The following is a 13,931-nucleotide window of genomic DNA, read 5'->3' as shown; positions in this document are numbered from 1 at the left end:
CCCTCCACCGTGCGACAGGTCGCGCACGGTGGATTCCCTTGTTTCTTTCCGGTGAGCCTTGCGATAAAGGCTGCGCAACCAGTTTTAAGGAGCCAAGAGATGACCAGCGGCAAGAACGGTTTGACCTATGCGGATGCAGGTGTGGATATTGACGCGGGCAATGCCCTGGTGGATCGCATCAAGCCCGCCGCCAAGCGGACCAATCGCTCCGGCGTGATGAGCGGCCTTGGCGGCTTTGGCGCGCTTTTTGACCTCAAGGATGCAGGCTATAGCGATCCCATCCTGGTGGGTGCCACCGATGGGGTTGGCACCAAGCTGCGTATCGCAATCGACACCGGTGTTGTGGACGGTGTGGGCATTGATCTGGTCGCCATGTGTGTCAACGATCTGGTCTGCCAGGGGGCTGAGCCGTTGTTCTTCCTTGATTATTTTGCCACCGGCAAACTGGAAACAGAAACGGCTGCCCGGATCATCGAAGGCATCGCCGAGGGCTGCGTGCGCTCTGGCTGCGCGCTGATTGGGGGTGAAACCGCAGAGATGCCCGGCATGTACCCCAAGGGTGATTTTGATCTTGCCGGTTTTGCCGTTGGCGCGATGGAGCGTGGCACCGCCCTGCCTGCGGGCGTGGTCGAGGGCGATGTGCTTTTGGGGCTGGCCTCGGATGGGGTGCATTCCAATGGCTATTCCTTGGTGCGCAAGATTGTTGAACTTTCTGGCCTGGGTTGGGACGCGGATTCGCCCTTCAGCACGGGCACCCTGGGCGAGGCGCTGCTGACGCCAACCCGTCTCTATGTAAAGCAAAGCCTTGCAGCGGTGCAGGCCGGAGGCGTGCATGCGCTGGCCCATATTACCGGTGGTGGCCTGACCGAAAACCTGCCGCGGGTGCTGCCTGACGATCTGGGGGCCGATATCGACCTGAATGCTTGGGACCTGCCCAGCGTGTTCAAGTGGATGGCCGATGTTGGCGGCATTTCTGAGACCGAGATGCTGAAAACCTTTAACTGCGGCATTGGCATGATCCTGTCTGTTTCAGCCGATCACGCTGATGATCTGATTGCCGTGCTCGAAGGCGAAGGCGAAACTGTCAGCCGTCTGGGCACAGTCACAGCCGGGGAAGGCATGCGCTACACGGGCAAGCTGCTGTGAGCGATAGGAAGAAGGTTGCAATTTTGGTCTCGGGCGGGGGCTCCAATATGGTGGCCCTGGTCGAGAGCATGCAGGGTGACCATCCGGCCCGCCCCTGTCTGGTTCTGTCAAACGACGCCGAGGCAGGCGGGCTGAAAAAGGCGGCAGCGGCCGGGATTGCCACTGCCGCTGTGGATCACCGCCCCTTTAAGGGGGATCGCGCCGCATTTGAGGCAGAGCTGGTCAAACCCATTCTGGACGCCGGGGCCGATATCGTTTGTCTGGCCGGGTTCATGCGGGTTCTGACCGCAGGGTTCGTGGGGCATTTTCAGGGGCGGATGTTGAACATTCACCCCTCTTTGCTGCCGAAATACAAAGGGTTGCACACCCATGCACGGGCGTTGGAGGCTGGCGACAGCGAACATGGCTGCACCGTGCATGAGGTCACGCCCGCGCTGGATGACGGCCCGATCCTGGGCCAGGCGCGGGTGCCCGTTTTGGCAGGCGATACCGCCGATACGCTCGCCGCGCGCGTTCTGGTGCAGGAACATCGTCTCTACCCAGAAGTGCTGCGCCGCTTTGCTGCCGGGGATCGCAGCCCGGTGTATCTCCAGGGGTAGTCCGGGGCTGATCTGGCGGTTTGCATTGCAGGCGGCAAAGGCGTATCACCGTATTCACCCTCGTTTAGATTACCAGAAAAGTCGTTACATATGAAAACTCTGACCACCACCGACGCGCTGCAGGCTTTTTGCAAAGAGGCTGCGAACCACCCCTACGTGACGGTCGATACCGAGTTTCTGCGCGAACGCACTTATTATTCCAAGCTCTGCCTCATCCAGCTGGCTTTTTCCGGTGATGGAGAGAACGACGCGGTTCTGGTGGATCCGCTGGCCGAAGGCCTGTCACTTGAGCCGCTGTATGATCTGTTTCGTGATGAAACTGTGGTCAAAGTGTTCCATGCTGCCCGTCAGGACCTGGAAATCTTCTGGGTTGATGCAGCAGTCTTTCCCAAACCCCTGTTTGACACCCAGGTCGCCGCGATGGTCTGCGGCTTTGGCGATCAGGTCGGGTATGAAACCCTGGTGCGCAAGATCGTCAAGGAAGGCATCGACAAGAGCTCTCGCTTTACCGACTGGTCGCGCCGCCCGCTGAGCGATGCGCAAAAGACCTATGCGCTGGCCGATGTGACGCATCTGCGCCGGGTCTATGAATTCCTGGCCGCCGATCTGGAGCGCAGTGGCCGGTCCCACTGGGTTTCGGAAGAGCTGCAGGTTCTGACGGACCCGGCCACCTATGAAATCCAGCCGCAAGAGGCATGGCGCCGGGTGAAGACCCGGACGACTTCTGGCAAATTCATGGCGGTGGTCCGGGAATTGGCCGCCTTTCGCGAAGACTATGCCCAGACCAACAATGTGCCGCGCAACCGGGTGTTCAAGGATGACGCTCTGGTAGAACTGGCCTCGACCAAGCCACGCACCACAGCGGATCTTGGTGGTTCTCGCCTCTTGTTGCGCGAGGCGCGCAAAGGCGCGATTTCCGAAGGCATCCTTCAGGCGGTGGCAAAGGGCATTGAATGCCCGCCGGAACAGCATCCCAAAGTGGATCGCAGCCGCGAGAAAATGCAGGTGAACCCGGCCTTGGCCGACCTTTTGCGGGTGCTGCTGAAGGCCAAGACTGAATCTGCCGGGGTGGCCGCCAAGCTGATTGCCCCCAGCGCGGATCTGGATGCGATTGCATCCGGGCAGCGTGACGTTGCCGCCCTGACGGGCTGGCGCAAGGAAGTCTTTGGCGAGGATGCGCTACGCCTGTGCAATGGTGAAATTGCGCTGTCAGCCAAGGGGCAATCGGTTAAGGTTGTTCCCCTCTAGGCCAAGCACTGGAGCATGTTGCCCCACAAAGCTGGCCAAGAGTTGGCCGGTAGGGTGGGGCAGGCCCCCAAAGCTTGATTATCCAGGTATTTTTTCTGGAATGAATTAAGGCGCCGCTGGGAAAACCAGATGGCGCCTTTTGTCCTTTGCGGGACTATTCGTTCTGGGCGGGTCGCCGTGGCGCGCGGGTTAGCGGCGGCGGGTTTCGCGGGCGTTTTCCGCGCCGCTGACACGGATGGTCCGAATGCCGCGCAGGTCCTGTTCTGACAGGGTAACAGCCGCGCGCAGGGTGCGACTATGTTCGTTGCCTGTTGGGGTGCCGGCCTCGGGGTAGACAACGTTGAAGGTATATTCCAGCGTGTCGGCGGCGGTATCCGGTACGCGCTTCAATGCCAGATCATAGCCGCCCTGGCGCGCCGCAATAGCGGTGGCATAGATGATGGCGCCGTTTGGCGTAGGCTCTACCCGCAGTTCGCTAATCTGCCTGGCCGGCAGGCTTATGTCTTCTTCTTCGGGCCGATCAAAGATACCCAGGCCGGTTTTTTCGGGGATCAGCGGGTTCACTTCGCCCGATGCTGCGGTTGCAACGGGGGTGGATTTTGATTTTCCGAACCAATTTCCGGGGTTTATGCGTGAATCGCTCCAGCCGCCACAACCGGCCAGCAATAGGCTGCCCGCCATCAATAATGCCAAGGGTTTACGCATGTCGTCCCGCCCGTCTTTTAGGTCTGTTGATTGTGGTTACCCGATTGCGCGGCGCTTGAAAAGCTGTTGAAAACCTCTGGCAGGCGGCATAGGTGCTGGTCTGCTGAATTTCGTCACCAACAAAAGGGACGCCCGGTCATGGCCAGTGCCGCATTTGAAGAGATCGTCGAGGACTTTGAATTCCTGGAAGACTGGGAAGACCGGTATCGCCATGTGATCGAACAGGGCAAGGCGATGGAGCCCCTGGACGAGGCCTTGCGCGTGCCTGCAACCAAGGTGGATGGCTGTGCCAGCCAGGTCTGGATACATCCGGTAATTTCAGAGGGGCGCTTTCATTTTGACGGTGAAAGCGATGCGTTGATCGTGCGCGGCCTGATTGCAGTGCTGCGCTGCCTGTATAACGGCCTGACCCTGGATGAGGTTCTCACGGTTGACGCCCACGCAGAACTGGGGCGTTTGGGGCTGAACGAACATCTGTCGGCGCAGCGCTCCAACGGTGTGCGCGCCATGATCGAACGGATCCGCGAGACCGCAGCCGCCCACCGCTGAACTGGCCACTGCGGCAGATTGTGCGGGCAAAGGTGAACTTGAGCTATTGGTCCGGCGCTTTGTGGCGCGCCCGCAGGCTGGCGAGAAAGTCCCGCAAAAGTGGCACACGGCGTGGGCGAAAGCTCTCGCTGGTTCTTGCATATTGCTCGATGCGGGTAACGTGAAAAAAGCGAAAATCTGATCTCTTGCAGCACCAGGCAAGCAGCATGACGGCGTTATCGTGGTACGAGACGGCCAGAGGATAAATGCGTCTGTCCGTCTTGTGGTCTTGCAGATCTCTGTAGCTGATCTGCAGGGCTTCTTCCGCCCACATCGCCTCGCGCAAGAGGGTCATGTCGATTGTGGGCGCTATCGGAATGGTGAACCTGTGGGCCAGGTTGACGGCATGCATCGCCTGTCGCTGCTGGCGCTCTGGCAGGGTGGCCAGAATCTTGGTCAGGGCGTCGTCGGCGGCCTCTGACAGATCCGGGTCTCCGCGTTGCGCGACATCTGCCAGGCCAAGCGTCAGTGCCTCTATTTCGATTTGTGTAAAGGTCTGGGGCGGCAGGGCCGGGTCCTCGGTCATGGTATAGCCCAGACCGGCTTCGCCCTCTATCCGGGCGCCCGCGGCACGCAGGCTGTCGATATCGCGGTAGATCGTGCGTTCTGAAACCTCCATGGCTGCCGCCAGCCGCGCGGCGGTGACCGGCGGGCGCAACCCCCGGATCAGATGCAGCAAACGAAAGAGACGATCAGTTTTGGCCATGGGGTGGTCTCGCAGATACATCCTGACAATAATTGGCAGGAGGGTAGCGCCATAAGGATCTCATCTTCAATAGTAGAACCTGAAAGGTCTTATAGATGCCAACGCTTTATCATTCGCCGCACAGCCGATCTTCGCGCGTTATTGCGCAATTGATGCAACTGGGAAAACTTGATGCAGTTGAGGTGGTTGTCGTTGAGGTCGTCAGGAATGACGGCACGGGCCGACATGATGCCCAAAACCCGCATCCCGAAGGCAAAGTGCCTTTTCTGGTGACGGACGCGGGCACATCCGTACGTGAGAGCGCCGCCATCATGATGTATTTGGATGAGCTGTTCGATTATCCGCTAAGCCCGCGCCCCGGACAGCCCGAGCGTGGCAGTTTCCTGTCCTGGATGGCCTATTATGGCGGCGTGGTGGAACCAGCCATGGTTGCGCATTTCACTGGCCTGGAGCATCCGGCCCTGGTTGGGACGTTTCGCACCCTGACAGAGGTTGGGGCCGAGCTAGAAAGAGCCTTGCAGGGCCAGGACTTCCTGCTTGGAGACAGCCTGTCGATTGCCGATATCCTGCTGGCCTCGGCCTTTCAGTGGGCGCCAAATCTGACACCAGATATTACTGTGGTTCAGGCCTGGGTACAACGGGTTGCGGATGCGCTGGACGGTGATCGCCTGGCAGCTTTTGAAGCCGAGGCCGTGACAGGCCTGCAAGCGCTGAAACGCGCCTGATCCTGTCGGGCTGACCAGCACCGGCTGTAGAAAAGCAACTGACATGAAAGCCTGGGAGCGCCCCGAGTTCGGGGCGCGCCGATATCACCGTATGGGCCACAGGTCTGACAACAAGACCGCAGTGGGCTCAGACCAGCTTAAACCCGTCGTCTTCGGCAAGCTCCGGTTCAGTCGGGGGCTCCTCCGGGGGGGGCGGGTCATCCGAGACGGCTTTGATCGACCCAGCATCGGTGGAGGTTGAGGTAGCGCGAATGCGAAAGACATCAATCTCGTCCAGACTGTCGATATCCAGCGAGACGGTGAGGGTGTCGCCGCTGGTCAAATAAGTGTCCTTGTCATCCCCTTCAGGCTCTCGCTGGTGCCGGATTGGTCGTCGTCACCAAAATAGATGGCGTTTACATCCATTGCACCTTCATCGACGGAGCTCTCGACACAGAGCCATGCCCATAAAATGACGCATTTCGCGGGAAAGTCGAAAACGATAAAGTTCAATGGAAACAGACTGTTTCCATTGGTTTGTTCAAGGGGTTTTTGCAGGTCAAAATCCATACGCAACGTCAATATTTGCGATCAATGCTTTGAGGAAAAACGTTACTATGAAGCGGCGCCGGGGCGCGCAACCCGCGTGGTATCGGCAGAGGGCTGGGGGCAATAGTGAGCGCAGGTGAGAATTGTTTCGCGGCTTACTCGGGGTCCGCTGTGGTGCTCCAGTCCAGCATGACCTCTTGCAGCTCTCCATAGCCGGTATGGCGGTGTTCAAATTCCAGCCCCATGCGGGCGGCGCAGTCGCGGGCTTTTTCAATCAGCGCCGGATCGTTCAGCTGCGATTGATATACCAGCTTTGTGTAATTGCCAAAAATCATATCGCGCAGTTCCGGGTTTTTATCCAACCCCATGGGCCGCCAGATAAAGGCGTCAAACTGTTTGACCAGAAAATCCGTCAGGTAAAAGGCGGTGATTTCACCTGCGTCGGCCCGTTTGGCAAAGGCCTCATTGCCTTCAAAGAAGGAATAGCAATGCGGGCCGGGCACCATCTCTACACCCAGCTCGGTGCATTTTTGAGCCAGTTCACCGCCGGTGCCGCAATCGGCATAGACCACGCAGATCTGGTCATAGCTGGAACGGTGCTTTTCCACCGCGCCTTCGACCGCTTGGGTAATCTGATCGGGGTACAGATGCAGTTTCGCAGGCAGGCAGGTGAGGTCGATATGATCCAACCCGTTGATCTCTTTGATGGCAAGGATCTCGCGCGCCAGGGCGCCACAGGCGATCAACAGAATGCGGCCCGTCTTTTTCTCAGGTGCGGCCAGCCCCTGTTCGGTGAGGGAAGATTCCTCTAGCGTGCGCCCGGTTGGTGGGCGAAATGCGGCCCGCTCATTCAAGCGGGCTGCACGTCCTTTTCGGGCCATTTCAGGCGCTCATCTGGTTGTGCTTGCGCGCAACAAAGTCCTTGGCCATTTCCACCGCTACGGCCGCATCACGGCAGTAGCCATCTGCGCCAATCGCTTTGCCGAACTCCTCGTTCAGAGGTGCGCCGCCAACCAATACGACATAGTCGTCGCGCTTGCCCTGTTCGACCATCGTGTCGATTACCACCTTCATGTAGGGCATGGTGGTGGTGAGCAGGGCAGACATGCCAAGGATGTCCGGCTTATGCTCTTCCAGCGCTTCAAGGTAGTTTTCAACCGGGTTGTTGATCCCCAGGTCGACCACCTCGAAACCGGCGCCTTCCATCATCATCGACACAAGGTTCTTGCCGATGTCATGAATGTCGCCCTTGACGGTGCCAATCACCATTGATCCCATGCGTGGCGCGCCGGTTGCGGCCAGCAGTGGTTTCAAGATGGCCATGCCGCCCTTCATGGCGTTTGCCGCCAGCAGAACCTCTGGCACAAACAAGATGCCATCCCGGAAATCGGCGCCGACAATTGTCATACCGCCAACCAGCGCTTCGGTCAGCACCTTGTAGGGCTCCCAGTCGCGCGACAGAAGGATGTTTACGCCTTCTTCGATCTCTTCCTTCATACCGTCGTAGAGATCGTCAAACATCTGTTGGACAAGCTCTTCGTCGTCCAGTTCCGCCAGGATGATATCTTCTTCTTCTGACATGCGCCTATTCCTTGAGTGGCCGGGGAGTCCCCTGCGTGGCATCGTTATGCCGATTATTGGGCTACTTTGTCGCGTCTAGACTGCGTGAATTGCGACATTGCCGTTGTCCAGACCGACCTATAGGCGCAAAATATGCAGATTGATAATGAAGAATTCGCAAGCAAATCTTCGATTTTCCGATTTTGTTCTTCATTTGTTCCGATATCACTGCCACTATGGCCCGATGGAACAGATGATTCACAATGCAAGGCCGCGTCGCAAAGGGCGCGCCAGTCTTACGAATGCGGCAGGCCGCTACGATCTGGCCCGCGAGGCGATAGACGATGGCTGGATGCAGGACCCGCCGGCCGAGGTGATTCCCACCCAAATCCGCCTGGAACAGGCGCGCAGTGTGATCTCCTATAACCGCTCGCCGGACCTGCCTTTTGATCGCTCGGTCAATGCCTATCGGGGATGCGAACATGGTTGCATCTATTGTTTTGCCCGTCCCAGCCATGCTTATCTTGGACTGTCGCCGGGCTTGGATTTTGAAACGCAGCTGATCGCCAGGCCCAATGTGGCGGCAGTGCTGCGCCAGGAACTGTCGAAGCCGCGCTACCGGGTGGCGACGCTGGCCATGGGTACCAATACCGACCCCTATCAACCCTGCGAACGTGACCACGGGCTGACACGGGCCTGCCTGGAGGTGCTGCAGCAGTTCAATCATCCGGTAGCCATCGTCACCAAGGGTGTCTTGGTCGAGCGGGATCTTGATATCCTTGCGGATATGGCAACGCGCGGCCTGGTGCGGGTTGGTATCTCGGTAACGACGCTGGATCCGGATCTGTCGCGCCGGATGGAGCCGCGGGCGCCAACTCCGGCGCGCAGGCTTGCAGTGATCCATCGGTTGGCCAGCGCCGGGGTGCCGGTGCGTATAATGACGTCGCCGGTGGTGCCAGGGCTGACGGATCACGAACTGGAGGCGCTGTTGGCGGCAGGGGCTGAGGCGGGGGCGGATGCGGCCAGCTGGATCATGCTGCGGCTGCCACGTGAGGTCTCGACGCTTTGGCAAGAATGGCTGGCCGAACACGCGCCGGGGCGGGCGGAAAAGGTCATGGCACGGCTGCGCGAAATGCATGGCGGGCGCGATTATGATCCGCGCTGGGGGCAGCGCATGCGGGGAGAGGGCGAATATGCCGCCATGATCGGGCGCCGGTTTAAGGCCGCCTGCAAGCGACTTCACCTCAACACAGGCATCACGCCGCTGCGTTGCGATCTGTTTGGCCGCCCGGCCCAGCCTGGCGACCAGATGGCATTGTTTTAGGCGGCGCAGCAGCAGGGACTGGCGCGGATGTGAAACGCGGGGACCCTAACATAAAAAGGCAGCGCATTGGCGCTGCCTCATGGATGTGTGCAGGGGGTGGATCTGCCGGTGTGTCAGCTGCGGCGGCGTCCACGGCGGGTACGGCTTGGGGTGGCCTCTTCGCCGGTGCCATCGCTGGCAGATGAAAACGGGCCCAGGGCTTCGACAATCTGTTCCAGGCTCGGGCGATCTCCACGCGGGCGGGTGTCCAGGGCTTCGCGCATATGGCGCAGGTGTTCTGGCATGGTGCCACAGCAGCCGCCGATGATCTTGGCACCGGCATCGCGTGCCATCACGGCATAGTCGCTCATCAGTGCGGGCGTGCCGTCATAGTGGATATGGCCTTCGACATATTTCGGAATCCCGGCATTGCCTTTGGAGATGATCGGCCGTTCGGTGCCCTGCGCGGCAAAGCCCAGAACGGTACGCAGAATATCTGACGATCCGGTGCCGCAGTTGGCCCCAAAGGCCAGCGGTGGGTTGGGCAGATCCTCGACCAGCTGCGCCAGATCGGCCGAGGTGACCCCCATCATGGTACGCCCGGCGGTATCAAAGCTCATGGTGCCGCACCAGGGCATATCCGCCAGGGCAAAGGCCTCTGCGGCGGCGCGGAATTCTTCGGGGGCGGAAATTGTCTCAAGCCAGAGCACATCAACACCGCCCTCTTTCAGGGCCTCGGCCTGTTCGTGAAACATTTCCACCGCCAACTCATGGCTTAGCTCTCCCACAGGGATCATTATCTCGCCAGTTGGCCCGACGGATCCCGCAACCGCAATCTTGCGGTTGGAACGATCGGCGACCTCGCGGCCCAGTTCTGCCGCGGCGCGGTTCAATTCGCGCACACGCCGCTGGGCATCATGCAGTTTCAGACGTGCAGCTGTGCCGCCAAAGCTGTTGGTCAAGAACAGATCGCTGCCGGCATCCACGGCCCCCTGATACAGAGCCATGATCTTTTTGGGCTCATCCGTATTCCACAGCTCTGGTGCATCGCCGGATTGCAGGCCCATGTTAAAGAGGTTGGTGCCCGTGGCGCCATCGGCCAGCAAGGCGTCTTTTTCCGCAAGGAACTTGGCAAAGAATGTGGTCATAGGGGTATGTCCTGTCAAAGAGGGGACGTTAGAACGCCGGGTTTCGGGCCGCAAAGCGCAAAGGGTGTGGTAGTGTCTGCTCTGTCATGGGCGCAAATAGAGGGCAATTGCTTTTTGCTCAACTTGATTATGAGGCGCGCATCTCTTCGGATTTTCGCGCCGCAAACCAGCCTGTTGTGGCGGTCTCCGATTCAGGTCTGTCGCTGGGGGCGCCGGGCAGGGCCATTGTGGGGCTGATTGTGGGGCTGAAAGTCCGCCGCGCGGCAGCAGGTAAAACGGTCGGAAGAACTGCGCCGGGGCGGTGAATCAGACGCAGCATTTCCAATCCGGCCAGAACCATCGCCCACCAGTTGGGGCAGGCCATATAGCGCGGTTGCCATTGTGGGGCAAAACAGGCCTTGAAGCGGCGCAGGCCGGGGTCCATCCGGGTGGCAAACCGGTGATCCGGCACCGCAGCGAGCGAGAGCCGTGCGATGCCTTCTTGCTTGGCACCAGCGATGGCGGCGCGCAGCAGGGCGTGGCCTGTGCCATCCGGCGCCTTTGGGCAGAGTCGGATCAGATCAAGGCACCACTCTGTTTCACAACAATGCAGGCTGACAAAGCCGATGAGGTGCCCCTTTTGCCAGGCCAGATAGACCTGCTGTGCAGCCAGGTAGTTGGCTTCGAACCGCCCCATGGTCGTACCGCGCGCCCCCCGATGACGGAGCTGCCAGGCCTTGTCCAGGGCGGCCATCTGCGCCAGTGGCATCTGTGCCGGGGCAGGGGTCACGGTGATGCCTGATTTTTCTGCGTGGCGCAGCTTGCGACGCAACTGGCGATGGCTGGATCCTTCCTCGCTAAAGGACTGCGGGCACAAGACGGCTTCGGCGGCGATGCGCAGAACCGCCCAACCGGCCTGACGGGCGGCGAGTGCATTCCGGGTAGAGCATTTGTAAAGGCAAGCAATTGCATTGCGCTGACGGGCATAGCGGCGCAGCGGCTTTAAGGTTTCGCTGATGTTGCCGTTCAGCGGGTCAAACAGCGCGACAGAGATCTGCGGGCTGTCCAGCAGGGCCAGCTGGTTAAAGCCAAAGGCCTGCACATGGCCGCCATTCTGGTGAATGATGCCGACTTCGGCGCAGCTGCGCTGGTGCGGCAGCAGGCTTGCGGGGCTGTGCCGGGCCCCCAACAGATCGGGATCAATCGGCGGTGCGCGCATGGTTGTTAGTCGGTGCGGCATTCCCATCATGGCACAGGCCAGCGCTGCGGGCAGGGCGTAGTAAATCAGGCGAAAGGCCAGAAGTGCCGCTAACAGCCCGGTGCTGTCGTGCCCTGGCAACAGGGTGAAAATCGTCAACTCCAGCGGGCCGGTGCCACCGGGAGCCGAGGATATGATCGCAGCCCCCAGCGCCATGGCATAGACAACAAAAAGGGTGCTCCAGCTGATATCAAGCCCCTGCGGCAACAGAACCCAAAGAGCGCTGCCCGCAGCCATCACATCGACCAGCGCCCAGGTGCACAGGGCCGCCATCGCGGTGATCGAGGGCCAGCGCAGCGTTATCGTGCCAAGGCGAAGGTTGGGCGCAAGAAAGCTGACAATCGCACCAACAAGGGAGGTCGCAACCAGCAGCAACCCAACCGGGGTGAACCAGGCAAAGACCGGAAACATCACCATCGCCAGCCCACAGATCATCGCCAGTGCTGCCATGAAGGTCAGCCCGACCAACCCGGTCAGCTGTGCCGCCTGCATCACGGTGAGCCCGGGCACCAGTCGCCAGCGCGCGTAGGCTCCGGTCAGCAGACCAAAGCCCACCAGCTGAGAAAAGGCGATCGCCGCCATACCGGCCTGGCGGGCCTCGGGGCCATCAAGCCCGGTTTGCAAGTGGCGATGGGCAACGGAATCATAGCGCCCCAGCGCCCAGAAACTGATACCGGTGGCGCCGCATGCCGCCAGCCATTGCCACAGATGCAGACCGCCCAGTAAACCGCCGATATCAGCCGCAGTGGGCAGTACAATGCGCGCGGACAAGACCCACAGACACAGGCCTGCCATGGCAAATGGCGTGGAAAGACGTAGCACATGAAGTGCCAGAGCAGCAGCGCCGGGAAGTTTAATGTCCTGCATCTTGATCTTTCTATCAGCCCGAAAAAGGGGAAGAGAGGGCAGGATAGGACCTTTTGGTTTTTGTCGCGTTAATCGCACCTATGGTGCAGCATCGCAGCAGCACCAGGGCTGCTGCCTTGCGTCCAGCTATGCGTTACACCTTGGCGAACGGTCCTCTCAGGACTGCGACAAAAGCTCTGTCATTTTGTCCTCGATGATTTCTGGTGTGATTGCTGATTTATGGCTGGCGGTCATATCGGCGGCAATCCTATTCAGCACATCGCGGTTGCCGTGGCTCTTTAGTCCAGCCGCGACAAGCGCATTGGCATAGTCCTGTGCCGCATCGCCATGGTGGCCCAATATTGCCGCCGCCCAAAGGCCAAGCTGTTTGTGGCAGCGGGCACGGGCCTGAAATAGCTGCTCTTCATCCTTGGCAAACTTGGCTTCAAATGCCTGTTCGCGTTCGTCAAATGTGGTCATGTCCTTTCCCTTTCACTGAAACAGATCTGCCCCTTTGAATATGGGGCGCGGTGGCGCCGGGGCAAGAAATGGGGCAGGTTTTGCCATGCCTGCGCCTCGCTCAAAGGTGGGGGCCAGGCGCCAAAAGACCCGCCAGGGGCGGTGGTTCTTGGCCTGACACAGCTGCGCACCCAGTGCGAAACAGGATTTAATGGTGCGAAATGCGGCAAATCAGGACAATGGCCGCTGCCATGCGCCACGATACTTGCAGCAATTCCCCCCTTGCCCTATGAGAGCGGCAAGAAACCGGGCCGGGATTCCTGGCCTTTACCTCGAAAGGTTCCTCATGGCACGTCGCAAAAAGATCTACGAAGGCAAAGCCAAAACACTGTATGAAGGCCCCGAGCCTGGCACAATTGTGCAGTATTTCAAGGATGATGCCACGGCCTTCAACGCCGAAAAGAAGGACGTGATCGAAGGCAAGGGCGTGCTCAACAACCTGCTGAGCGAATATTTCATGAAGGGGCTGGGCCAGATTGGTGTGCCGACGCATTTCCTGAAACGGTTGAACATGCGCGAACAGCTGGTGCGCTCCTGCGAGATTATTCCGCTGGAAGTGATCGTGCGCAACTATGCGGCCGGGAGCATGTCGAAACGGTTGGGCATTGATGAGGGCACGCAGCTGCCCCGGCCCATCGTGGAATATTGCTACAAGGACGATGCCCTGGGTGATCCTCTGGTGACCGAAGAGCACATCGCGGCCTTTGGCTGGGCCAGCCAGCAGGACATGGATGATATCCTGAGCCTGGCACTGCGGGTGAATGACTTTATGTCCGGGGTGATGCTGGCCGTGGGTATTCGTCTGGTGGATTTCAAAATCGAGATTGGCCGCGTCTATGATGGTGATTTCCAGCGCCTGGTGGTGGCCGATGAGATCAGCCCCGACAGCTGCCGCCTGTGGGATATCGAGACAGGCCAGAAGCTGGACAAAGACGTGTTCCGGCGCGATCTGGGCAGCCTGACGGATGCCTATAGCGAAGTGGCGCGTCGTCTGGGGGTAATGCCGAACAACCCGCCAGCCCCTAGCAAGCCAACGCTGGTGAACTGATCTGGTGAGGCAAATTTCCCCACTC

The 13,931-nt window shown here is 59.7% G+C and carries 16 protein-coding genes; 7 read left to right on the top strand and 9 right to left on the bottom strand.

Annotated elements, in window-relative coordinates; genetic code table 11:
- Positions 1–99: 99 nt before the first annotated feature.
- The 3 genes from purM (at position 100) to rnd (ending at position 2,993) form a co-directional block, all read left to right on the top strand.
- Positions 100–1,146, top strand: a complete 1,047-nt coding sequence (gene purM, locus P2081_RS08530) for a phosphoribosylformylglycinamidine cyclo-ligase (protein WP_278922453.1) — start codon at positions 100–102, stop codon at positions 1,144–1,146.
- On the top strand, positions 1,143–1,745 hold the full coding sequence (gene purN / locus P2081_RS08525; RefSeq protein ID WP_278922452.1) for a phosphoribosylglycinamide formyltransferase: 603 nt from the start codon (positions 1,143–1,145) through the stop codon (positions 1,743–1,745). The genes purM and purN overlap by 4 nt, the downstream gene beginning before the upstream one ends.
- Before the next feature lie 90 nt (positions 1,746–1,835).
- Positions 1,836–2,993, top strand: a complete 1,158-nt coding sequence (gene rnd / locus P2081_RS08520; RefSeq protein ID WP_278922451.1) for a ribonuclease D — start codon at positions 1,836–1,838, stop codon at positions 2,991–2,993.
- A 189-nt stretch (positions 2,994–3,182) separates the two neighbouring features.
- Here the strand turns inward: rnd and P2081_RS08515 are convergent, their stop codons facing one another.
- The gene (locus tag P2081_RS08515) at positions 3,183–3,698 is read right to left on the bottom strand and encodes a hypothetical protein (RefSeq protein ID WP_278922450.1); all 516 of its coding nucleotides are present in this window, start codon (positions 3,696–3,698) and stop codon (positions 3,183–3,185) included.
- A 138-nt stretch (positions 3,699–3,836) separates the two neighbouring features.
- Between P2081_RS08515 and P2081_RS08510 the strand changes: the two genes are divergently transcribed.
- Positions 3,837–4,247: a SufE family protein gene (locus P2081_RS08510; RefSeq protein WP_278922449.1), complete on the top strand. Its 411-nt coding sequence runs from the start codon at positions 3,837–3,839 to the stop codon at positions 4,245–4,247.
- Positions 4,248–4,290: 43 nt separating this feature from the next.
- Here P2081_RS08510 and P2081_RS08505 read toward each other — a convergent pair whose 3' ends face one another.
- Positions 4,291–4,992: a helix-turn-helix transcriptional regulator gene (locus tag P2081_RS08505; protein WP_278922448.1), complete on the bottom strand. Its 702-nt coding sequence runs from the start codon at positions 4,990–4,992 to the stop codon at positions 4,291–4,293.
- Positions 4,993–5,087: 95 nt separating this feature from the next.
- Between P2081_RS08505 and P2081_RS08500 the strand changes: the two genes are divergently transcribed.
- Positions 5,088–5,717 (top strand): glutathione S-transferase family protein, encoded by a 630-nt coding sequence (locus P2081_RS08500; protein ID WP_278922447.1) that lies wholly within the window; start codon positions 5,088–5,090, stop codon positions 5,715–5,717.
- Positions 5,718–5,844: 127 nt separating this feature from the next.
- Here the strand turns inward: P2081_RS08500 and P2081_RS08495 are convergent, their stop codons facing one another.
- From P2081_RS08495 to P2081_RS08480, 4 genes are all read right to left on the bottom strand, one after another.
- Complete coding sequence (locus P2081_RS08495) at positions 5,845–6,039, bottom strand: hypothetical protein (RefSeq protein ID WP_278922446.1); 195 nt, start codon at positions 6,037–6,039, stop codon at positions 5,845–5,847.
- Complete coding sequence (locus P2081_RS08490; protein WP_278922445.1) at positions 6,036–6,266, bottom strand: hypothetical protein; 231 nt, start codon at positions 6,264–6,266, stop codon at positions 6,036–6,038. The genes P2081_RS08495 and P2081_RS08490 overlap by 4 nt, the downstream gene beginning before the upstream one ends.
- A gap of 134 nt (positions 6,267–6,400) precedes the next feature.
- Complete coding sequence (locus P2081_RS08485; RefSeq protein WP_278922444.1) at positions 6,401–7,126, bottom strand: DUF1638 domain-containing protein; 726 nt, start codon at positions 7,124–7,126, stop codon at positions 6,401–6,403.
- A 1-nt stretch (position 7,127) separates the two neighbouring features.
- Positions 7,128–7,826 carry a corrinoid protein gene (locus P2081_RS08480; protein WP_278922443.1) on the bottom strand — a complete coding sequence of 233 codons (699 nt, stop codon included), beginning with the start codon at positions 7,824–7,826 and terminating at the stop codon, positions 7,128–7,130.
- A 223-nt stretch (positions 7,827–8,049) separates the two neighbouring features.
- Here P2081_RS08480 and P2081_RS08475 point away from each other — a divergent pair, with 223 nt between their 5' ends.
- Complete coding sequence (locus P2081_RS08475; RefSeq protein WP_278922671.1) at positions 8,050–9,129, top strand: PA0069 family radical SAM protein; 1,080 nt, start codon at positions 8,050–8,052, stop codon at positions 9,127–9,129.
- A gap of 113 nt (positions 9,130–9,242) precedes the next feature.
- Here P2081_RS08475 and bmt read toward each other — a convergent pair whose 3' ends face one another.
- The 3 genes from bmt to P2081_RS08460 all read right to left on the bottom strand — a co-directional run bounded on the left by bmt (position 9,243) and on the right by P2081_RS08460 (position 12,819).
- A complete protein-coding gene (bmt, locus tag P2081_RS08470; protein WP_278922442.1) occupies positions 9,243–10,256 on the bottom strand; it encodes a betaine--homocysteine S-methyltransferase in 1,014 nt (337 codons plus the stop codon).
- A 127-nt stretch (positions 10,257–10,383) separates the two neighbouring features.
- Positions 10,384–12,360 (bottom strand): phosphatidylglycerol lysyltransferase domain-containing protein, encoded by a 1,977-nt coding sequence (locus tag P2081_RS08465; RefSeq protein WP_278922441.1) that lies wholly within the window; start codon positions 12,358–12,360, stop codon positions 10,384–10,386.
- A 156-nt stretch (positions 12,361–12,516) separates the two neighbouring features.
- Complete coding sequence (locus tag P2081_RS08460; RefSeq protein WP_278922440.1) at positions 12,517–12,819, bottom strand: DUF1476 domain-containing protein; 303 nt, start codon at positions 12,817–12,819, stop codon at positions 12,517–12,519.
- 325 nt (positions 12,820–13,144) lie between these two features.
- Here P2081_RS08460 and purC point away from each other — a divergent pair, with 325 nt between their 5' ends.
- A complete protein-coding gene (purC, locus tag P2081_RS08455; RefSeq protein WP_027240575.1) occupies positions 13,145–13,906 on the top strand; it encodes a phosphoribosylaminoimidazolesuccinocarboxamide synthase in 762 nt (253 codons plus the stop codon).
- The last annotated feature ends 25 nt before the right edge of the window (positions 13,907–13,931 follow it).

The sequence above is a fragment of the Pseudophaeobacter profundi genome (assembly GCF_029697505.1).
Taxonomy (GTDB): Bacteria; Pseudomonadota; Alphaproteobacteria; order Rhodobacterales; family Rhodobacteraceae; genus Pseudophaeobacter; species Pseudophaeobacter profundi.
Note: the sequence above shows the minus strand (reverse complement) of the source record. Positions and strands in the feature narration are given on the sequence as shown.